The 20,238-nt window shown below is 45.3% G+C and carries 18 protein-coding genes; 8 read left to right on the top strand and 10 right to left on the bottom strand.

All coding sequences use genetic code 11. The features are described from left to right. Positions 1-210: 210 nt before the first annotated feature. The 4 genes from metH to ZMOB_RS07260 all read right to left on the bottom strand — a co-directional run bounded on the left by metH (position 211) and on the right by ZMOB_RS07260 (position 5,864). Positions 211-2,823, bottom strand: a complete 2,613-nt coding sequence (gene metH, locus ZMOB_RS07275; protein ID WP_014501044.1) for a methionine synthase — start codon at positions 2,821-2,823, stop codon at positions 211-213. Between the two features lie 62 nt (positions 2,824-2,885). Continuing rightward, entirely contained in the window at positions 2,886-3,941 is a 1,056-nt protein-coding gene (locus ZMOB_RS07270; protein WP_014501043.1) for a homocysteine S-methyltransferase family protein, read from the bottom strand. A gap of 68 nt (positions 3,942-4,009) precedes the next feature. Beyond that, positions 4,010-4,915 (bottom strand): methylenetetrahydrofolate reductase [NAD(P)H], encoded by a 906-nt coding sequence (gene metF / locus ZMOB_RS07265; protein WP_011241488.1) that lies wholly within the window; start codon positions 4,913-4,915, stop codon positions 4,010-4,012. A 4-nt stretch (positions 4,916-4,919) separates the two neighbouring features. After that, a complete protein-coding gene (locus ZMOB_RS07260) occupies positions 4,920-5,864 on the bottom strand; it encodes an ArsR/SmtB family transcription factor (protein WP_011241489.1) in 945 nt (314 codons plus the stop codon). A gap of 254 nt (positions 5,865-6,118) precedes the next feature. Between ZMOB_RS07260 and ZMOB_RS07255 the strand changes: the two genes are divergently transcribed. Beyond that, positions 6,119-7,240, top strand: a complete 1,122-nt coding sequence (locus ZMOB_RS07255) for an MlaA family lipoprotein (protein WP_014501042.1) — start codon at positions 6,119-6,121, stop codon at positions 7,238-7,240. A gap of 147 nt (positions 7,241-7,387) precedes the next feature. On the opposite strand, the gene ZMOB_RS07250 is transcribed toward ZMOB_RS07255, so the two are convergent. Next, complete coding sequence (locus ZMOB_RS07250) at positions 7,388-7,735, bottom strand: protease inhibitor I42 family protein (protein WP_011241491.1); 348 nt, start codon at positions 7,733-7,735, stop codon at positions 7,388-7,390. 971 nt (positions 7,736-8,706) lie between these two features. Here ZMOB_RS07250 and ZMOB_RS07245 point away from each other — a divergent pair. The 3 genes from ZMOB_RS07245 (at position 8,707) to ZMOB_RS07235 (ending at position 10,570) form a co-directional block, all read left to right on the top strand. Next, positions 8,707-8,949 (top strand): hypothetical protein, encoded by a 243-nt coding sequence (locus tag ZMOB_RS07245; RefSeq protein ID WP_014501041.1) that lies wholly within the window; start codon positions 8,707-8,709, stop codon positions 8,947-8,949. 177 nt (positions 8,950-9,126) lie between these two features. Continuing rightward, positions 9,127-9,408 carry a hypothetical protein gene (locus tag ZMOB_RS07240; RefSeq protein WP_011241493.1) on the top strand — a complete coding sequence of 94 codons (282 nt, stop codon included), beginning with the start codon at positions 9,127-9,129 and terminating at the stop codon, positions 9,406-9,408. A gap of 334 nt (positions 9,409-9,742) precedes the next feature. After that, a complete protein-coding gene (locus tag ZMOB_RS07235) occupies positions 9,743-10,570 on the top strand; it encodes a ferredoxin--NADP reductase (protein WP_014501040.1) in 828 nt (275 codons plus the stop codon). A 138-nt stretch (positions 10,571-10,708) separates the two neighbouring features. Here the strand turns inward: ZMOB_RS07235 and ZMOB_RS07230 are convergent, their stop codons facing one another. Further along, entirely contained in the window at positions 10,709-12,085 is a 1,377-nt protein-coding gene (locus ZMOB_RS07230; protein WP_014501039.1) for an NAD-dependent succinate-semialdehyde dehydrogenase, read from the bottom strand. A 300-nt stretch (positions 12,086-12,385) separates the two neighbouring features. Next, on the bottom strand, positions 12,386-13,276 hold the full coding sequence (gene thyA, locus ZMOB_RS07225; RefSeq protein WP_011241496.1) for a thymidylate synthase: 891 nt from the start codon (positions 13,274-13,276) through the stop codon (positions 12,386-12,388). A gap of 371 nt (positions 13,277-13,647) precedes the next feature. On the opposite strand from thyA, the gene ZMOB_RS07220 reads away from it, so the two are divergent. Both ZMOB_RS07220 and ZMOB_RS07215 read left to right on the top strand, forming a co-directional pair. Further along, the gene (locus ZMOB_RS07220) at positions 13,648-15,003 is read left to right on the top strand and encodes a GntP family permease (RefSeq protein WP_014501038.1); all 1,356 of its coding nucleotides are present in this window, start codon (positions 13,648-13,650) and stop codon (positions 15,001-15,003) included. A gap of 112 nt (positions 15,004-15,115) precedes the next feature. Continuing rightward, complete coding sequence (locus ZMOB_RS07215; protein ID WP_014501037.1) at positions 15,116-15,613, top strand: gluconokinase; 498 nt, start codon at positions 15,116-15,118, stop codon at positions 15,611-15,613. Positions 15,614-15,685: 72 nt separating this feature from the next. Here ZMOB_RS07215 and ZMOB_RS07210 read toward each other — a convergent pair whose 3' ends face one another. Beyond that, positions 15,686-16,726 carry an outer membrane protein assembly factor BamD gene (locus ZMOB_RS07210; RefSeq protein ID WP_014501036.1) on the bottom strand — a complete coding sequence of 347 codons (1,041 nt, stop codon included), beginning with the start codon at positions 16,724-16,726 and terminating at the stop codon, positions 15,686-15,688. A 236-nt stretch (positions 16,727-16,962) separates the two neighbouring features. After that, on the bottom strand, positions 16,963-18,198 hold the full coding sequence (locus ZMOB_RS07205) for a penicillin-binding protein activator (protein WP_014501035.1): 1,236 nt from the start codon (positions 18,196-18,198) through the stop codon (positions 16,963-16,965). Positions 18,199-18,258: 60 nt separating this feature from the next. Between ZMOB_RS07205 and rsmI the strand changes: the two genes are divergently transcribed. Beyond that, positions 18,259-19,146 carry a 16S rRNA (cytidine(1402)-2'-O)-methyltransferase gene (gene rsmI, locus ZMOB_RS07200; protein WP_014501034.1) on the top strand — a complete coding sequence of 296 codons (888 nt, stop codon included), beginning with the start codon at positions 18,259-18,261 and terminating at the stop codon, positions 19,144-19,146. Further along, positions 19,139-19,525 carry a YraN family protein gene (locus ZMOB_RS07195; RefSeq protein ID WP_014501033.1) on the top strand — a complete coding sequence of 129 codons (387 nt, stop codon included), beginning with the start codon at positions 19,139-19,141 and terminating at the stop codon, positions 19,523-19,525. Before rsmI ends, ZMOB_RS07195 begins: the two co-directional genes overlap by 8 nt. 46 nt (positions 19,526-19,571) lie before the next feature. Here the strand turns inward: ZMOB_RS07195 and ZMOB_RS07190 are convergent, their stop codons facing one another. Next, the gene (locus ZMOB_RS07190; protein WP_252507269.1) at positions 19,572-20,186 is read right to left on the bottom strand and encodes a hypothetical protein; all 615 of its coding nucleotides are present in this window, start codon (positions 20,184-20,186) and stop codon (positions 19,572-19,574) included. Positions 20,187-20,238 lie beyond the last annotated feature (52 nt).

Here is a 20,238-nt window from a genome sequence, read left to right as displayed (position 1 = left end):
TTTTATCCGGCCGAGGCAATGATATTATCCCAGTCGATCACTCAAAAATGATCGAATTTCTTGCGAGAAAGCCCCCATTTTCAGCCAAAAGATGCTTTATTCCGAAAGATCACGAAGAAAAACAAAGGCAAAAATACCGGCCGATTGCCTTCTTCGGATGATATCTATAATCGGTTCAGTGATAAAAATTACAAGAAGTAATCTGAATTTTTATAAGTTCGGTGTCAACCACCTTCTCGCTATATCGAGTTCAACACCACGACGAACCGCATAATCTTCCAATTGATCTTCACCGATACGGGCAACGCCGAAATAGCTGGATTGCGGATGTCCGAAATAGAATCCCGAAACAGCCGCCGTTGGCCACATAGCCAAGCTGTCTGTCAAAGTGACATTGATAGACCGCGTCACATCCAGCATATCAAAAAGGATCGTTTTTAAACTGTGATCGGGACAGGCCGGATAACCGGGCGCAGGCCGGATACCTTTATATTTTTCCTGTATCAGGGCGAGATTGTCGCAATTTTCTTCCTCGGCATACCCCCAAAGCGTCGTTCTGACATATTGATGGAGCCTTTCAGCCAAGGCCTCAGCAAAGCGATCCGCCAAAGCCTTTAATAAAATATCGTGATAATCGTCATTTTCAGCACGGAAACGCGCCAGATGACTTTCAATACCGTGGCCAGTCGTCAAAGCAAAACCGCCGATCCAGTCATCTTCTTCCGTGATAAAATCAGCAAGACACATATTCGCCCGATCGGCACGTTTTTCCATTTGTTGCCGCAACATCGGAAGGCAGATTTCTTTGCCATTATCATTGACCAAGATATCATCACCACGGCGGCGACATGGCCATAATCCGACAATGGCCTGTGCCGTTAGCCATTTTTCTTCGATCAGTTGATCAAGCATGGCCTGCGCATCCTGATAGAGAGAAGTAGCTGTCTCTCCGACAATTTCATCTTCCAAAATAGCAGGAAAATTACCAGCCAATTCCCATGCCCGAAAGAAGGGCGTCCAATCAATATAGGCGCGTAATTCGGCTAAATCCCATTCTTTAAACAGATGGATGCCCGGCTGTTTCGGTGCCGCCGGTTTTAAGGCCGGATCAATAACAAAAGCATTTTTGCGCGCTTGTTCGATTGGCAATAATTTCGATTGCTTGTTACCGCTTCTGGCCTCACGAATTTTTTGATAGGCTTCGGCCGTATCCTTCACGAATTGATCATGCTGGGTATCCGATAACAAGGCAGAAGCGACCCCGACCGAACGGGACGCATCCAGCACATGAATAACACATCCCGAATAAACCGGATCAATCCGTAATGCCGTATGCGCCTTGGACGTCGTTGCCCCGCCAATCATCAGAGGAATTTTTATTCCGGCGCGCTCCATCTCGGTAGCGGCCGTTACCATTTCATCCAAGGAAGGCGTAATCAAACCGGAAAGGCCGACAATATCGGCATCATGTTCTTTAATCGCTTCAATAATTTTTTCCCAAGGCACCATAACGCCAAGGTCAATCACTTCGTAACCGTTACATTGCAGCACAACACCGACAATATTTTTACCGATATCATGAACATCGCCTTTAACGGTCGCCATGATAATGCGCCCTTTGGCACGGGCATTTTTATCTTTGGCCGCCTCGATATAAGGCAACAAATAGGCCACCGCTTTTTTCATGACGCGGGCAGATTTTACGACCTGTGGCAGGAACATTTTCCCGCTACCGAACAGATCACCAACGACATTCATGCCATCCATTAAAGGCCCTTCGATGACCTCAATCGGACGGTCACTGACTAAACGCGCTTCTTCCGTATCTTCAATGATATGGGAATCAATGCCTTTAACCAACGCATATTCGAGCCGCTTGCGGACTTCATAACTGCGCCATTCTTCTGTTTTCTTATCCGGTTGGCTGCCATCCTGCCGATAATTTTCGGCAAGGGTAATCAGTCTTTCGGTGGCATCTTCGCGGCGATCCCAGATGACATCTTCGCAGGCCTCGCGAAGTACCGGATCAATCACGTCATAGACATCAAGCTGTCCGGCATTCACAATCCCCATATCCATACCGGCTTGCACCGTATGATAGAGAAAAACGCTGTGCATGGCTCGACGAACCGGCTCATTGCCTCGGAAGGAGAAGGACAGGTTGGAAACCCCGCCCGAAATATGGGTATGAGGGCAAATTCGCCGAATTTCGCGACAGGCTTCGATAAAATCGATCGCATAGCGGCGATGTTCATCAATACCGGTAGCAACAGCAAAAATATTGGGATCGAAGATAATATCTTCAGCCGGAAAACCGATACCTGTTAAAAGGTTATAGGCTCTTTTGCAGATTTCAATTTTGCGATCGCGGCTGTCGGCCTGCCCTTTTTCATCAAAGGCCATCACCACAACAGCCGCACCATAGGCCATTGCCACACGGGCATGGGCTAAAAAGGGTTCTTCCCCTTCTTTCATGCTGATTGAATTGATGATGGGTTTGCCGGAAACGCATTGCAGACCGGCTTCGATGACTTCCCAACGGGAACTGTCGACCATGATCGGCAAACGGGCAATATCCGGTTCAGCCATGAACAGCCGAAGGAAAGTAACCATCGCCTCTTTGGCATCTAACAGACCTTCGTCCATATTGACGTCAATAATCTGCGCGCCATTTTCAACCTGCTGCCGCGCCACTTCGACAGCGGTCGCATAATCCCCTGATAAAATCAGCTTTTTAAAACGGGCAGAACCGGTCACATTGGTGCGTTCACCAATATTGAAAAAACGAGCGGCTTTATTGTTGTCAGTGGAAAGCTCTGTCACGGTTACAAGATCCGAAAAATAGAAAACAGGAATAGAAAACAGGAAAAGACGGTCTAGGCCGATCAGGCCGGAACAATCATCGGGTCGAGTCCGGCAAGACGCATCGCCGGTGCCATTTTGGCCGATTTTCTGGGGGGATAGCCCTTCACAGCTTTGGCCATGGCAGCAATATGTTCAGGCGTTGAGCCACAACAACCGCCCACAATATTGACCATACCGGATTGCGCCCATTCTTCGATAAAATGCCCCGTAGTTTCGGGCATTTCGTCATATTGCCCTAAATCATTGGGCAAGCCTGCATTCGGATAAGCCATCAACAAAGTATCGGCCAAAGCGGAAAGCGTTTTGACATGCGACCGCAATTTATCTGCCCCGAAAGAACAGTTGAGGCCAATCGTCAATGGCTTGGCATGGCGCACTGCATACCAAAAGGCTTCGATAGAATGACCCGAAAGATTGCGTCCTGACATATCGGTGATAGTCATCGAAATCATCATCGGGATTTCGCGCTGTAACCGCTGACTTTCCTCAAGTACGGCCATGATACCAGCCTTGGCATTCAGGGTATCAAAAATAGTCTCAATAAGGATAAAATCGGCACCGCCTTCGATCAGGCCGGATACTTGATGGGCATAGACCTCTTTCAGGTGATCGAAATCAATCGCACGATAGCCTGGGTCATTGACATCCGGCGATAATGAAAGCGTTTTATTGGTGGGGCCAACAGCGCCGGCAACAAAGCGGGGGCGACCATCTTTTGCCTGATATTCATCAGCGGCCTTTCTGGCAATCGCCGCCGCTTGGCGGTTCATATCAGTGACCAGAGATTCGGCATTATAATCCGACTGGCTGATCTTGTTGGCGTTGAAACTATTGGTCGAAACCATATCAGAACCCGCATCCAGATAAGCGCGGGTAATGGCATCAATAACATCGGGACGGGTCAATACCAAAAGGTCATTATTCCCTTTTTGGTCGTGACCCAGATCATACTTGCCCCGATAGGCGGCCTCATCCAGATTATAGCGCTGAATCATTGTGCCAAAAGCACCATCTGTCAGCAAGATACGCTTGCTTGCCTCTTCCCGAAGACGTTCTGCTGCTATGCTCTTTTTCATGACCGCTTTTCCTTTTCAGCCGCTTTTCATCGGCTAGATAGCCGTTCTTGTTCCGGCTGTCATTATTTTCAGGCCACAGGTTGTCTGCCTAAAAGGCGACAAAGGGCAGAGGTAATTTCAGCCCGATTCATGGTATAGAAATGGAAAGAATCCACCCCTTCCCTTGCCAGCTGGCTGCATAAATCGGAGGTTACCGCCATAGACACCATCTGTTTGACAGACGGGTCATCTTTATCAAGGCTTTCCATCAAACGGCCAAGTTTTTCGGGTATCGCAATACCACAGCTATCGGCCATCCGCCTTAACCCGCTAATATTGGACGTCGGCATAATACCGGGTAAAATTTCAGCCGTAATACCAGCGGCGGCGACCCGATCACGGAAGCGCAAGAAAACATCCGCCGAAAGGAAAAACTGACTGATCGCTCTGGTCGCTCCGGCATCGAATTTCCGTTTCAAAAACTCGATATCAGCTTCTGGGCTTAATGCTTGCGGATGGGTTTCGGGATAACAGGCAACCGAAATTTCAAAAGGCGCTATCCGTTTCAGACCTTCGACCAATTCAACCGCATTGGCATAACCATCAGGGCGTGCCTGAAAACGCTCACCCCCGGGCGGATCGCCCCGTAATGCGACAATATGACGGATACCTGCATCCCAATAATCCCGGGCGATATCGTCAATTTCATCACGGCTGGCATTAACACAAGTCAAATGCGCTACCGCTGGAATCGTCGTTTCCCGTGCAATTCGAGTCACCGTTGCCCGTGTTCTTTCACGGGTAGAGCCGCCTGCCCCATAGGTTACAGACATGAAGCGCGGTTTCAACGGTGCCAAACGTTCAACAGATTGCCACAACAGCTTGTCGGCTTCTTCATTTTTGGGCGGGAAGAACTCAAAAGAGATATGAGGTTCTTTCTCGCCCAGAAACGGTTCTGCGACAAAATTCGGATTTTCTCTAAGTATCCGTTCCATATGTTTAACTCTTTCTTGAAAGACTATCCGAACGCGTTGCCAGCCATAATTTGACCGTCAGACTACCGCCCTTTAACTGCTCGATTTTTTGGGTCATGAGGCCTGATGACAAAAACCATTCATTGATTTGGTCATCCGAAAAGCCAAGACGGGCATGTGCGTTGTTGAGACGAAGTTCTTCTTTATCGTGGGAGGCAAAATCAATAATCAGCAAATGCCCGTTTTTATCGAGCACTCTTGCCGCTTCTTCGATCGCCAAAGCAGGCTGCTGCGCGTAATGTAAAACCTGATGCAGAATGACCCAATCAGCTGATTTCTTTTCTAAAGGTAGGGCATACATATCCCCCTGACAAAGGCTGGCTTGGGGTAAATTTTTACCGGTTAATTTAGTGCGGGCGATTCGAAGCATTTCGGGGCTACGATCAACACCGATCATTTTGTCCGCTTGTGACCCTAGCAGCTCCAGCATCCGCCCCGTGCCCGTGCCGATATCGACTAATCGGCCGATTTTTCTATCGCCAATAATGGACAAGATAGCCTGCTCGACTTCGGATTCCGCAACATGCATCGAACGAATCGAGTCCCATTCCGGTGCATGGGCTTCAAAATAACGGGAGGCAGCGGCCGCACGATCAAGCAAAACGGCCTTTAAACGGGCATGGTCGGTATTCCGCCATGATTTTTCCTGATCCCAAATGTCCAAGGCAGAAAACAGCGGTTGCAGGCGTTCTTTTTTCCCAAGATGTAAAAAAACCCAACTGCCTTCTTTGCGTCTCACCACAAGACCAGCATCCACCAAAACCTTTACATGGCGCGAGACTCGGGGTTGGCTTTGTCCTAAAATCTGGGCGATTTCGCCTATGGACAACTCCATTTCATGCAATAACAATAATATACGTATGCGCGTTGGATCCGTTAAAGCACGAAAAATCGCCAGTAAATCATCCATAAATCTTGGTGGCCTTTTCTACCCTGTTATCATTTTGTTACTTTTAACTTTTTGAAAATATAATAATAGAAACTGTCACTTTCTCTAAAACCTAAGGAGCGATTTCCTTTTGTTCTATCGGTCGGGAAAACACAGGATATGGGTCATACCCAATGGTTAATTCAAGATATAAAGATATCTTTATGAGGATAATCGTTGATACTAATAAAAGTCAACGACTTGTGTAATTGTTTTTGCTATGGCACCGCTTCGTGATGACTGCGCCAAAATCTCTTCTTAGACCCGCCCTTGTGTCTTTCTCTGCCCTAGCGCTCTTGGGCGGCTGTACCATTACGCCCGGCACAGATACCCTTGCCCAGACAGACCCGCTGGAAAAATTCAACCGCAAAGTCTGGAATATCAATTCCAAAGCCGACAAGTTGGTGATGCAGCCGGTTGCCAAATATTATAACAAAAAAGTGCCGGAGCCGGTTCGCAAGGCTATTATCCGTATCTTTGCCAATCTTGAAGAGCCTTTTAACGCCATTAACAACCTATTGCAGGGCAAACCCTATCTGGCAGGGAAAAACATCGCGCGTCTCGCTATTAACACAACGGTCGGAATTGGTGGTATTCGCGATACCGCTACAAAAATAGGGGTGGTTTCGACAGTCGAAGATTTTGGTCAAACCATGGCGCGTTGGGGCATGAATGGCGGGCCTTATTTCGTTTTACCCTTCATGGGGCCAACCACGATGCGCGATGCCGTTGGTACCGGTATTGCCCAATGGGCTGATCCCTTTAGCTATTGCGTCCGTGAATGTCATTTTGTCCCGAATGCAGCGACCTATGCCATCGCAGTTGTCAGCGTTGTAAAAATGCGCGCCCAAATGGCGGAATCAGGGGCTGATTCTTTCCTCGAAAGCAGTCTGGATCCTTATGCGGCTGCTCGCTCAGCTTTCTTGCAGCATCGGCGCGCCCAGATCATGGATCAGGATGCACCGGGCAATAAATCAAGCAATGCCGCGATCACCGATGCCGATTTAAGCAGCAGCGGGTTAGATGACACCTCATCGACATCGACTTCGACGGGTGACCCTGCGCTTGATAATGCCGTAGCGGATCTGGAATCCAAGGCAAAGGGCAATGATACCCCGACTCCGAGCCAGACGAGCCAGACGAGCCAGACGAGCCAGACGAGCCAGACGAGCCAGACGAGCCAGACGAGCCAGACGAGCCAGACGAGCCAGACGAGCCAGACGAGCCAGACGGTAAATATGAAAGAAAAGTCGGAGCAAGCGATAACCGCCCCGACCGAAAAAACAATTTCCCCCGATCCAGAAAAGAAATCTCTTCCGTCGCCGGAAAATTCTGATTTAGGACAGAAAAAGCCTTAAATCAGAAGGTTTTTTTAAGGGCTAAAATCAAATACATTTTTCGTAGAATGAACAAAGCACAGAAATCACCCCTCTCTAGGCTAGATTGATTATTATAGCAGAGAGGATTGGTGAAAATCTGACAACATAATTCAGAACAGAAAATATCTATTTCACGAATACGGTCTTAATCGTCGATTTTGCAGGAATTTTTTCAAAAGGGCGACCGTATTTCAAAATGATATTACCCTTCCCTTTTTTAAGGGCTTTGAAGAAGAGCGTCTCTTCACCCCCACAACCATCGGCACCATTGCAATTATCCGACTGTTTATAACTCATCCCTGTTAAAATAACATTGTCGGGAATAGTTTTTACCATCCAACCAAAGCCTGTCGTCGGATTAGAGGGCAGTTTAATTTCAAAATTACTGTTATTTTTTACATTTATGTCTTCTGTTGGTGCAGCCAAACAGTAAGTGGGGAGTAAAAAGGTAAAGAATAGCAGCATTTTTTTCATGATTTTATATTCCTTCAAGCAACAGATATTGCTTAATTAGATATTGTTTAATTTCAGAGCATAGATGTTGATGTTCTTCGCGGTCTCATTTTATAAACGCTATTAACGTTCATATTTACAGCTTTGTTCCTGTTATTATGCAACATATAATCTTTTAAAAGAGAAAGAGGATATATCTTCTTTTTAACAAATAAATTTTCCATAAATTTTTAGTGAAGACGATAAATAAAAATTTATAGATATTTCTTCATTTATATGAATATGGTTTATTCTTGGATAGAATCAGATCATTACTTTATTCATAAAATAGTATAAAATTATTTTATTGATATTTTTAGGGTTAAAATATCGTTTCTCTTTATCCTAGAATATAGTCAAAAATATTTTACATCTAAATAGGGTTATTAATTTTTCTAAAAAATGCGCTCTTTTTTTATAGCGTCCTATTATTTTTTACCCAGATTTGAACCGCTAAAAAATATTTCCCTTGTCAGGTGAAAAGTGTTTTGTACCATCCCACAAAATAGACAATCATGGCTGACAAAACAGCTTTAAATAAAAATAATAAAAACCATCCATTTTAAAAATATTATTTTTGAATATTTAAAAAGGGTAGAAAAAACAAAATAAACAAAAAATATTATGCATTTTAATAATTTTAAATTGTTATTTTAAATCATAAAAATATTATTTTATTAAAGTTTGAGCAACCCATGAAATCATTTACAATATTTATTAAGCTGGATTAAAATATTGAAAAAAGGTTGCCCCTTTCATAAGAAAATATAGTAAGTATATTTTATTTCAGTTTGTTCTCCTATCGCCTATAAAGGCTTTTTCATTGCGGAAAGCTATAGTTTTCGCTAAAGAGCAAAATGCAGGTTTCTACAGGAAACAGGCTGAATAAATAAAATAAACACAATATAGTGCTTTTTTCAGGTTTGCATTACATTCAAAAGGTTAACCTTATTATGAAGAAGATTATCGCCCTGTCACTCGTTGCTGCTGCTTCTATCGGTCTGTCAGCTTGCTCGAAGCCTGCCAATGAAACAGCCACCGAAAACAGCAGTGTCGTCATCGACACCAATGGCGCTGATAACGAAGCTATCTTGGACACCAATGCTGCTGTTGACAATGCGGTCGTTGAAAATGGTGTTGCTAACTCCACCAGCGTTCACGTCACTACGACGAAAACCACCAAAACCGAAAAATAATTTTTCGTAATAGCGCGGTTTTTCCCGCAGCTGTTTTTAAAAAAGGCCGTTTTTTTGAAAAACGGCCTTTTTTTTGTAAATTTTGGTAGGAAATCCCCAAAACCCTTTCTATTCACCGCCTTTTTGTTGCGGTAGCGGGGTAATTCGTAGAACATAGTCTCTCCAGAAAGGAGAAATATGCTCATCCCTGTCCGCATTCTTAAGCCATTAGCTATTGCAGCGTCCTTCCTCATTTTGGGGGCATGCCATCACCCATCCAATCGGGTATTACCTGATCAAAATCAGGAAATGGCGAATGCTGACGAAATCGCCGCCGATGATGACGAAAATACGAGTAATATCGATATTGAAGATGTGCCGTCTGACAATTTAAAAATACCTGAAAATGCGGCACTGGATTCAGAAAGCAACCATTCGTCTTTGGCCGCTGGCCATAGCGCAAAATCTAAAAAGAAATAGTCATTCCTTTTCCGATTTTCACAAAATAAAAGGCAATTGATCGTTTTTATCAATAACTATTATTGAGATTTATTCGCAAAAACTAGCTTGTCTCTTAATGATTAAATGGGCATTTTTGCTCACAATTATAATGACAAGTCATAAAAAACATAATTTTGAATAAACTTCAATAACGGGTTGTTCTATTTTCCACTCAAAAATAATTTTTGAAAGAATGGAACAATAAAGGATCATAACCTTAATATTTCCGTTATAGATAGAATATGTTCTTCACAAATATATTTATTATCACAAACGGAAATAGCTAATTTAATCGGATTATTAAGGAAAGAAAATGAGCGAATTCGCTGAAATCTTAGACGAAACCACGGGATTACAGCCGAATAAAGTCCTGACGGTTGAAAAAGTTCAATGGGTCAAACATTGGAATGACAGACTTTTTAGTTTTACTATTTCAAGACCCAGCAGCTTCCGCTTCCGTTCCGGTGAATTCGTGATGATCGGTTTACCCGGTGAAAGTAAAAAGCCGCTTTTACGCGCTTATTCTGTCGCCAGCCCTTCCTATGCGGAAGAATTAGAATTTCTTTCTATCAAAGTCGAAAATGGCCCCCTGACCTCTCACCTTCAAAAAATTAAAGAAGGGGATGAAATTTATCTGGGACGCAAACCGACTGGCACCTTGGTTGCAGACACCCTTTTACCCGGTAAGCGGCTTTTCCTGTTAGCAACAGGCACCGGCCTTGCGCCCTTCTTAAGCATTATTCGCGATCCAGATATTTACGATCGCTTTGAAAAAATCATTCTGGTTCACAGCGTCCGCAGAGTAAGCGACCTTGCCTATTATGATGATCTGGTAAACCAGATTGCGGATGATCCGCTGGTCTCCGAAGAAGCCGCAGAACAATTCACCTATATTCCAACCGTTACCCGAGAAGAATTTGAGCGCACTAGCCGCATCAATACCATGATTGAGGATGGTTCCTTATTCACCGATCGGATTGGTCTGCCGAAAAAGCTTGATCCAGCGACAGACCGCCTGATGCTTTGTGGTAGCATGGACATGATTAAGGACTTTGAAAAATACCTCAATGAACAGGGATTCAAAGAAGGCTCTAACAGCGAACCCGGTGATTTCGTAATCGAGCGAGCTTTTGTTGACTAAGGCCTAAAGCCAAAATTCAAATTTAAAACAGGTCATCTCTCGATGGCCTGTTTTTTTAGATAGACTAAACAATAAAAGCCGATCTGAATTTCAGACCGGCTTTTATCTTTTCCGCTTAAAACGGATTTTAAGAAATTTTTAGGCAGCAGAAGCGTCTATCAATTTCCAGTTGATAAATTCCTGAATGCCGAAATGGGATAATTCACGACCATAGCCGGAATGTTTGACCCCACCGAAAGGCAGTTCAGGCGCAGTCCACAAGGGCTTGTTGATCGCCACCATGCCGGTTTCAATTTGCTCTGCCACTTTGCGTCCCTGCTCCACATCAGGCGCAAAAACGGCACCGCCCAAGCCATAAGGAGAGTCATTGGCAAGCTCGATAGCTTCAGCCTCATCTTTTACCGCATAAATCTGGGCAATAGGGCCAAAGAATTCTTCAAAATAGGCTGGATTCTCGCGCTTGATATCGGTCAGGATGCCAGCCTTCATAAAGGCACCCTTGCCTTCAATCGCCTTCCCGCCACAAACGAGCTTTGCGCCATTTTGAACCGCTTTTTCGACCTGCTTAACAACCTGATCTCGTGCGCCAACCGATGACAAAGGCCCCAAATCGGTAGATTCATCCATGGGATCACCAATTTTCAGAGCTTCAAAGCGCTGCTTCAGCTTTTCAGTGAAAAGTTCGGCGCGTTTTTGCCCAACGATAATAAAACGCTTGGCAGCGCAGCAAACCTGCCCTGCGTTAAACAACCGTCCATAGGCAGCCTTATCAATCAGCTTGTCATCTATATCGACACCGTCAAGAACAATGAAAGCATCACTACCGCCCAGCTCCATGACCGATTTTTTCCACATCTTACCGGCTTTGGCGGCCAATTCAGCCCCAACCGAAGCACTACCGGTTACGGTCACACCACGCACCCGAGGATCTTCGATAATCTGGCTGACCTGATCTGGTGAGGCATCAAGATTGGTATAAATACCCTTGGGCGCGCCCGCTTCTTCCAAAACGGCTTCAAAAGCATGGGCGCTTTGAGGCACTGAAGAGGAATGTTTCACAAGAAGCGCATTCCCCGCGATCAGATACGGTCCCGCGATACGGGCAAGCTGATAATAAGGGAAGTTCCAAGGCTCAATGGCCAGAAGCAATCCGAGAGGAAAGGCTTTGACGACCGCACCCGGTTTTTCTTCAACTTTTTGAGGTGCCAGAAATTTTTCGCCGTTTTTGGCGTAATAATCAAGGATATCAGCCGATAATTTGACCTCGCCACGGGCTTCAGCAATCTTTTTACCCATGTCGATAGTCAGGAGCTTGGCATATTTATCCACATCGGAACGGAAGATTTCAGCAGCCTTATGAAGCACCTTGCTCCGTTCCGCGATCGTCCGCTGGCTCCAGTCATTTTTGAAGACAGTCGCTGCCCGATCAACGGAATCTTTAACCTGTTTATCAGAAAAATCAGGATATTTTTTGACGGTTTCGCCAGTGGCGGGATTGACAGATTCATATGCCATAAAAGAGCCTACCTTTCTTATTACTTCAGCTTAGGACAGTCCTCCTTTTTACAAAGAAGGACTCATCCTTAATTTTTTCTCATTTTTGTGAAATGATCTGCATTTATTTTAAATAACAGCTAAATTACTCCATTTTTAAAGAGAAATTAGTTGCAATATGCAGTTAAATTACTTTTTAAGCCAAAGCCCATTATTCCAAATAAGGAATAATAAGTTGATTAATTTTACATCAATTACTTAATCAACGAGCTCGAAAGATATTGGTTCCACCGTCTAAAATTTTTTAAAAATACTGCATAATCAAACCGCAACCGCGCCCTTGATAGGGGGATGAGGATCATATCCTGTAATCGCAAAATCCTCGATTTTATAATCTGTAATGCTGTTGGGATGGCGCGTTAATTCTAAACGGGGAAAAGCCCGAGGTTCACGGGCAAGCTGTTCTTTCATCTGGTCGATATGATTACGATAGATATGAACATCACCGCCCGTCCACACCAGATCGCCTAAAGCCAATCCAGCTTGATCAGCAAGCATCGCTTGCAACGCTGCCGCACCCACCAAATTGAAAGGCAACCCCAAAAAGACATCCGCACTTCTTTGATAAAGAAGACTGTTTAATCGACCATCGGATGTCACATGATATTGATAGACCATATGGCAAGGCGGCAAGGCCATATCTTTTAATTCAGCGACATTCCAGCCGTGGAAAAGCATCCGGCGACTAGAGGGATTGCTTTTCAGAGTTTCAATCAAGGTCGCTATTTGGTCATAAACCTGCCCGTCACTCCCCTGCCATCGCCGCCACTGCCGACCATAGACGGGGCCTAGATCGCCCCATTTTTTAGCAAATTCTGTATCGGCAAGAATCTTTGCTTCAAATTCTTTCTTGGAAAGCAACGCGCCAGTTTCTGCCTGATAACGTGCCAATGGCCAATCGCTCCATATCGAAACGCCTTGCTCAACCAAAGGTCGAATATTGGTGTCACCGGAAAGAAACCACAGCATTTCGCGAATAGCCAAACGATAAGATACTTTTTTAGTCGTTAGAATCGGTATCCGACCTTTGGAAAGATCGAACCGCATCATCGCACCAAACAAAGACAGCGTTCCGACTCCGGTGCGATCATGACGCTGATCGCCTTTTTCCAGAATATCCGAGACGAGGCGAAGATATTGATGTTCCGACAAGTTGTATTGTCCTCTTCTTTAAAGAAAATATTACATAAGTGATATTTTTTTATAATTACTTATTTTAGACAAAATAAAAACAAATATCTATTTTAAATATATTGTTAAATTAAATTAAACCGACACATGGTTTTTTATTAAAAATTATTTTAATGTAAAAATTTTTACATAAGAAGTAAATAAATTTAATTTTAAATACAGAGTATTGAGAATTGATACTTGAGAGACAGTTAAAAATTATTATTAATTTTAAAAAATTTCATTATTTTCTTGCAAAATAGACTGAATGCTGGCTTTCCCATAGATGGAATTTCTGCATCTTGCGTCAGGTCTTCATAAGGCCTGACCAAAAAAAGAACGGATGAGTAACCATGCACTCTAATGGAACAATGCTCCTTTTATATGCATTGGCGTCCATCATCATTCTTATTTTGATGATTGCAAAGTGGCGTCTAAACCCTTTTGTTTCCCTTATTTTAGTTTCAATCGGTATGGGTGCCGTAACGGGCATGCCCTTAACCAAAGTTTTGTCGGCCTTTCAAGATGGTCTTGGTTCCGGTATCGGTTCCACAGCGAGTGTTATCGCACTCGGCACCATGCTTGGTAAGATCTTGGCTGAGTCTGGTGGTGCGGAACGTATCGCTACGACGACGATCAAAATCTTTGGCCCCAAACTTATCCACTGGGCGATGCTGGTCATTGCCTTTATCGTGGGTATTCCGATCTTCTATCAGGTCGGCTTTATCCTGTTGATTCCGCTCGTCTTTACCTTAGGACGTGCCAGCGGGATTTCTCTTGTCAAATTAACCATTCCGCTTTGTGCCGGTTTGGCGACCGTTCATGGTTTGCTGCCTCCGCATCCGGGTTCAATGCAATGCGTTGAAATGCTCCATGCTGATGTGGGTAAAACCATTCTTTACGGTTTTATCGTCGGTTTCCCTGCCGCTATCCTTGCCGGTCCGCTTTACGGCAATTGGATTACGCCTCGCATTCAGCTGCCTGCCCACAACCCATTTGCAGAAAGTCTTGAAGGTAGCAGCGATCAGGATAAAAATTTGCCGGGTTTCTGGCTGACGATTTTCTCGATTTTGCTTCCTGTTTTGCTGATGGTTTTTTCCAGCGGCGCCAATATCTTCCTGCCCCACGGTAACAACGTTCGCGCTTTCATGAACTTTATGGGTGATCCGGTTGTTTCCTTGCTTATCGCTTTGCTGGTCAGCATGGTCACCTTGGGTTTCTGGCGTGGTTTCAGCAGTGCTGATCTTCTGAAATTCACCAATGACTGCTTGGGCCCGACGGCTGGCATTCTGTTGCTGATCGGTGCTGGTGGCGGATTTAGTGAAATTCTGTATCGCGCCGGTGTCAGTAACGCCATGGCCGATCTGTCTCACGTCATGCATCTGTCCCCGATTATGCTCGGCTTTATCATTGCGGCGGTTATCCGCGTTGCAACCGGTTCACAGACGGTGGCAATGTCGATGTCCGGCGGTATGTTAGCCCCGATCATCTTCAGCACCCCGGGCTTCCACAGCCCTGAATTGCTGGTTCTTTCGATCGGTGCCGGTTCGTCTATTCTGTCTCACGTCAATGACGGTGCTTTCTGGCTGTTAAAAGAATATCTGAATATGACGGTCAGCCAGACCTTCAAGACCTGGACGGTTTCTGTCACCATCGCTTCGATTGCAGCCCTGATCCTCACCTTTGGTCTTCAGGCATTGGGTCTTTAATATTTCAAAGGAAGAAGGGCTTTTTTAACCAAAGCCTTTCTTCCTTCTAAAAGACCTTTTACAATCGAGTAAAGAAACAGATTTCTGTTAGATTAGTAAAAAGGAAAGCGTCATGATTATCGTTGTTATGGGCGTTTCAGGTTGTGGTAAAAGCACGGTCGGTGCCGATCTTGCCAAGCATCTTCATTGCGATTTCCAGGATGCTGACGATTTCCACCCGCAGGCTAATAAGGACAAAATGTCCAACGGAATTCCCCTGACGGATGAAGATCGCTGGCCGTGGCTCCGCGCTATCCGCGACTATATGGACAAAGAAAAAGCAGTTGGACATGACGTCGTTTTTGCCTGCTCTGCTTTGAAAAAAGTCTATCGTGATCTGTTAAATGACAAACATGATGTTCATTTCGTCTATCTGAAAGGTAGCGAAGAACTGATTTCCGATCGCTTGGCACATCGTTCCAGCCATTTCTTCAATCCGAAATTACTGCATAGCCAGTTTGAAACGCTTGAAGAGCCGACGGCTGACGAAGGTGTTTTTGTTGTCGATATTCGCAACGATCCCGATACGATCGTCGATATCGTCAAAAAAGAAATGACCAGCTGGAAGTAATCCTTTTAGCTTCATCTTTAAAAAAAAGCCGCCTTTGAGGCGGCTTTTTTTATGGGCAAAGGATGCTATCCTTTATGGGTTATTAGAAACCGCTTCATTCCCTGCCGGATTTTCCGAAGGCGCAGATACTGGAGGCATAGGCGGCAAGGTTGCATTGCTCGGACTCTGTCCAGCTGGATCATCATGGCTGCCAACATCATCCGAAGGGACAGTCAATTTATCATCCTGCGAAGGTGCCGCAGATGGCGTCTTGGGATGATCGTCATCCTCCGTATTATTGGCCGTATCCGGTGTATCATTTTGAGGTGCTTCTAAATGCACCTGCGTAAAGGCTTGCGGGTAATGTTCCTTGATAAGGTGATAAGCGCGACTATACCATTTTGATCCGGGGAAGTTGGCGCCTAAAACCGCCGCCGCATTTCGGGCTTCCACACGAAGCCCCATCGCAAGATAGCTTTCCGTTAAACGTTCCAAGGCCTCTGGCACGTAAGTGGTGGTCTGATATTCATCAATAACACGCCGGAATCGTAACGTTGCGGCCAGCCACAGGCGGCTTTGTTCATAAAAACGACCGATGGCCATTTCTTTTCCGCCCAGATGGTCATGAACCAAATCCATCTTCAATCGGGCATCGGCGGCATAAGGTGTATCTGGATACCGCCGGATAATGTCATTCATGGAATCAAGAGCAAGCTGGGTGGTGTGCTGATCGTGATTCACATCCTGAATCTGCTCATAATAATCCATCATGACCAGATACATGGCGTAAGGCGCGTCTTTATTACCCGTATGAATGGATAAAAAGCGCTGTGCCGAAGCGATCGAGGCTGAATAATTACGGGCGCGATAATTACAAAAGGCGCTCATCAACTGGGCACGGCGCGCCCAGATCGAATAAGGATGCTGTCGCTCAACTTCGTCAAAGAAAGCCGCAGCAGCCTTATATTGACCACTGTCCAGACTTTGCTTGCCGGCATTATAAAGCGTATCCACATCCCGCGCGACATAACGGGTATCAGTCTTCTTTTTACCCCGACCGGCACAACCAGCCATGGGTAAAATCGCAATAGCGGTCAGGGCTATTACCAAGGAACGAGAAAATTTTGAGGCCATATTCTGCCTCTATAATATTTTTTCACTCAAGGAAACGGGACTCTTTCAGTCACAGGCCTCCTTTTAACAGAAAAACAGCGCTTTTAATCCTATAACCTGAAAATACGACCACAAAAATTATCATGAAATGGTTGAAGACTGGTATGCTTTAAAATTGGGTGTCATCAATCAACCAAAAGAACCGGATATCTTTCGAGAAACAGAAAAATATCCGGAATCTTCAATATATCTTTTGATTATTTGCTAAAGCTGGTCGGTGCAGGGTCAATAACGACAATACCATTAGCTGATACTTTTTCGACAGCTAACGCCCGTTCGGCAATCGCTTGGTTATTAAAGCGGAAAGCACCATCAATGCCCATAAAGCCATTAGGTGATAACAGCTTCTTTTCTGGAAAATCGCCATTAGAAGGCCAATTCGGAGAGATACGTGCTGCCAGCAAAATAGCATCATAGCCAAGGCTGGCTAAGCGCGGCGGAGTAACGCCATAGCGGGCTTTATATTTGCCAGATAATTGGTGGAACATCCCATCCGGCACAGAGGCAAACCATGCCCCATAAAGGGCGGGAACATTTTTAAGATTATTATCAATAGACCAAAGCTCGCTCCCCAATATTTGGGGTTTTGTGCCATCCTGTTTCACGAGTAAAGGCGCAGCGATACGAGCAATTCGAGGCGAATCCGCAATCAAAACAGCATCATAATCCTGTCCCAATTTGGTCACAGCGTCAGTGATTTCCTGTGGCGTGCGGTTATAATTGGAAAGGGTCGCGACGCTGCCCCCATTATTGGACACCGTGCGCAGCAATGAAGCCGAGGCTTTCCGGCCATAAACCCCATTGGGAAGGAGGGCTGCAAAGCGGGATAATTTGTGATCCAAAGCATATTTGACGACGCGCTGGATACCAGCACCCACCGAAAAGCCCATCACATAAACGCCATTTCCAGCCAAACTATTGTCATTGGAAAAGGTAATCATCGGGATATGAGCGTTACGGGCAGCAAGTGCCATCATTCGGGCTTCGCTGGGGAAAACCCCGCCAAGGATTAACTTATTCCCATCAGAAACAGCTTTGTTGACAGCCTCGGCCGCGCCTTTTGCACTGTCATAGCAAGTGATTTTTATCCCCGTATGGCGGTCAGCCAGATCAGACACCGCCATTTGTGCTGTATTGGCAATGGATTGACCGATATTCGCAAAAGCCCCTGATAATGGCACAATAACTGCTACCGAATGGACAGCTTGCATCTGCTGCATATCAGAAGCGTTCTCTCCATTATTGGAGAAGCCATTATCAGCATTTTGGTTTTGGTTAGCCGGATTGTTGATTGAAGAGGCGTTTGGCGTATTGGAGGAGGCAGTTTTAGGATGAGAGACGGAAGAACTTCCGCAGGCTGCTAACGTGGTGGTTAACAACAAACCGGATAAAAAAAGGATATTTTTTTTCAACCGGTAGCGAATAACATTCATATTGACCTCATTCTTTTATACATTGCGGTAGGTGCCTCTCCTCTGCCATGACAAGAGACTATGACTTTACCTGTTCAAGATAACACCCAAGATGTGCAATCGGACAAATTACAACCCGGCTTGTATATTGTTGCGACTCCTATCGGCAATCTTTCAGATTTATCCTTAAGAGCTGCCGATATTTTGAAAAGAGCAGATCTTATTGCGGTAGAAGATAGCCGGGTGACGGCCAAATTATTGCAACATATTGGTATTAAACGACCGATGATCGCTTATCACGATCATAACGCCGATTATTTAAGGCCACAACTTTTACCCCGCCTGAACCATGAAGCGATTGCCTTGGTCTCGGATGCCGGCACGCCTTTAATTTCTGATCCCGGCTTTAAATTGGTGCGGGATGCCCGCCAATCAGGCGCTTATGTCACCACCATTCCGGGGCCTTGTGCGGCGATTGCAGCGCTTACCCTATCCGGTCTTCCTTCCGATCGTTTCCTTTTTATTGGTTTTTTACCGCCTAAGGAAAATGCCAGAAAAAAAGCCTTGGAAGAGGTGGCTGGCATTGCTGCAACCCTTATTTTTTATGAAACAAGCCCGCGTTTGATCTCTGTTCTGACGAGCTTGCATCAAATTTTGGGTGACCGCGAGGCTGCCGTCACGCGTGAAATTACCAAAAAATTTGAAGAATGTCAGACAGCCCCCCTTTCCGAATTGATAACGCATTATCAAGAAAAGCCGCCCAAAGGCGAATTGGTTATTCTGGTTTCCCCTGCGAATAAAAAAACAGAAATCGGGGAAGATGAAGTTAAAGCCTTGCTTGAAACGGCTCTGAAAGATCATTCGGTTGGGAAATCAGCCGCTTTGGTTGCTAAACAAATGGGTTTATCGCGCCAAGCTCTCTATGATCAGGCCATGCAGCTGCGGCAGCAATCTTCTTCTGATGCATAAAGACAGAAGGATAAAAAGAAAAAAGGCTGAAAGACTGGGGCGGTTGGGTGAAATCGTGAGCCTCTGGTGGTTACGATTTCACGGTTGGCATATCATCAAACATGGTCGCCGCGTCAGAACGCCATCAGGCGAAATTGATATTATCGCCAGACGCGGTCGGCGTTTGAATTTTATCGAGGTAAAAACCAGACGATCAAAAGAAGATTTAGATCAAGCGATTGATTATAACCGTCTAAAACGGGTAGTGGCCGCCGCCCGTTTTCTTGCCCCCAGATTGATGCGCCCCGACGATGAAATAACAATAGATGTCATCTTATGGCGACCATGGCATTGGCCCAAACATCTTCATAATATCTGGCATGAAAATGATTTTTATTAAAAAGAAGCCTGACGCCAAAACGTCAGGCTAAATCAACAGGATCGCGCTATTTTCCGCGAGCACCCCGTGCAATAGATTCCGCAATAGCGGCGCTTTTTTTCGATTCAGCCGCCTGTATTTCAAGCTGTTTCTTTTCCTGCTCTTTTTCTTCGACCTCTTTTTTCTCTTTATTTTCTGGTTCCAGCACATTGCTGGGAGAGAGCTCTTTTACGCTCTTGTGATACTGATTATCATATTGAGCATTTACCGAAGGTTCGCCGGGACGATCGCCATCTTTGATATGAGCGGTCATCGGCGTGGTCATGCCGGTTGCCATCGCATCAGACATAATCTGGCTGTCTTTAGAAGTTTTCCCGTAGCCTTGTTTCGGCAGATCAACGCTTTCCCGATCAATAACCTTGTCTTTCAGCAACTTCTTGGTCATCGCTTTGGTACCGTCATCCGGCATACTGACAGGCTTTTCGGGCGCAGGCGCACTACTTAAAGGGCCAATATCCGGCCCTGCTGGCACGGTATTGCTAAGCGGTTCCGTCTGCTCCATTTCTGTTGGAGTTAACGGGGTGTGATGATCAGCCTGATTTTGATCAGCTTTTTTATGGTGATCAGAACAACCGGTAACAACGACCCCTGCGGCTAAGGCCATCGCTATTAACCTGTGCATATTCATAGCTGGAGAATGCCCCTATATAAAAAAGAATAAGAATTTGGCTCTG

This window comes from Zymomonas mobilis subsp. mobilis ATCC 10988, assembly GCF_000175255.2.
Taxonomy (GTDB): domain Bacteria; phylum Pseudomonadota; class Alphaproteobacteria; order Sphingomonadales; family Sphingomonadaceae; genus Zymomonas; species Zymomonas mobilis.
The sequence above is the reverse complement of the archived record's forward strand: the minus strand, read 5'-3'. Positions and strand labels throughout refer to the sequence as shown.

Bases quoted from the DNA above. Each gene is read 5' to 3' on its own strand.
- ZMOB_RS07215 (WP_014501037.1), top strand. From the start codon at position 15,116: ATGATTATCGTTGTTATGGGCGTTTCAGGTTGTGGTAAAAGCACGGTC.
- metF (WP_011241488.1), bottom strand. From the start codon at position 4,915: ATGGAACGGATACTTAGAGAAAATCCGAATTTTGTCGCAGAACCGTTT.
- ZMOB_RS07190 (WP_252507269.1), bottom strand. From the start codon at position 20,186: ATGCACAGGTTAATAGCGATGGCCTTAGCCGCAGGGGTCGTTGTTACC.
- ZMOB_RS07250 (WP_011241491.1), bottom strand. From the start codon at position 7,735: ATGAAAAAAATGCTGCTATTCTTTACCTTTTTACTCCCCACTTACTGT.
- ZMOB_RS07270 (WP_014501043.1), bottom strand. From the start codon at position 3,941: ATGAAAAAGAGCATAGCAGCAGAACGTCTTCGGGAAGAGGCAAGCAAG.
- ZMOB_RS07260 (WP_011241489.1), bottom strand. From the start codon at position 5,864: ATGGATGATTTACTGGCGATTTTTCGTGCTTTAACGGATCCAACGCGC.
- ZMOB_RS07210 (WP_014501036.1), bottom strand. From the start codon at position 16,726: ATGGCCTCAAAATTTTCTCGTTCCTTGGTAATAGCCCTGACCGCTATT.
- ZMOB_RS07220 (WP_014501038.1), top strand. From the start codon at position 13,648: ATGCACTCTAATGGAACAATGCTCCTTTTATATGCATTGGCGTCCATC.
- ZMOB_RS07240 (WP_011241493.1), top strand. From the start codon at position 9,127: ATGCTCATCCCTGTCCGCATTCTTAAGCCATTAGCTATTGCAGCGTCC.
- ZMOB_RS07235 (WP_014501040.1), top strand. From the start codon at position 9,743: ATGAGCGAATTCGCTGAAATCTTAGACGAAACCACGGGATTACAGCCG.
- ZMOB_RS07230 (WP_014501039.1), bottom strand. From the start codon at position 12,085: ATGGCATATGAATCTGTCAATCCCGCCACTGGCGAAACCGTCAAAAAA.
- ZMOB_RS07245 (WP_014501041.1), top strand. From the start codon at position 8,707: ATGAAGAAGATTATCGCCCTGTCACTCGTTGCTGCTGCTTCTATCGGT.
- ZMOB_RS07205 (WP_014501035.1), bottom strand. From the start codon at position 18,198: ATGAATGTTATTCGCTACCGGTTGAAAAAAAATATCCTTTTTTTATCC.
- rsmI (WP_014501034.1), top strand. From the start codon at position 18,259: ATGACTTTACCTGTTCAAGATAACACCCAAGATGTGCAATCGGACAAA.
- ZMOB_RS07255 (WP_014501042.1), top strand. From the start codon at position 6,119: ATGACTGCGCCAAAATCTCTTCTTAGACCCGCCCTTGTGTCTTTCTCT.
- ZMOB_RS07195 (WP_014501033.1), top strand. From the start codon at position 19,139: ATGCATAAAGACAGAAGGATAAAAAGAAAAAAGGCTGAAAGACTGGGG.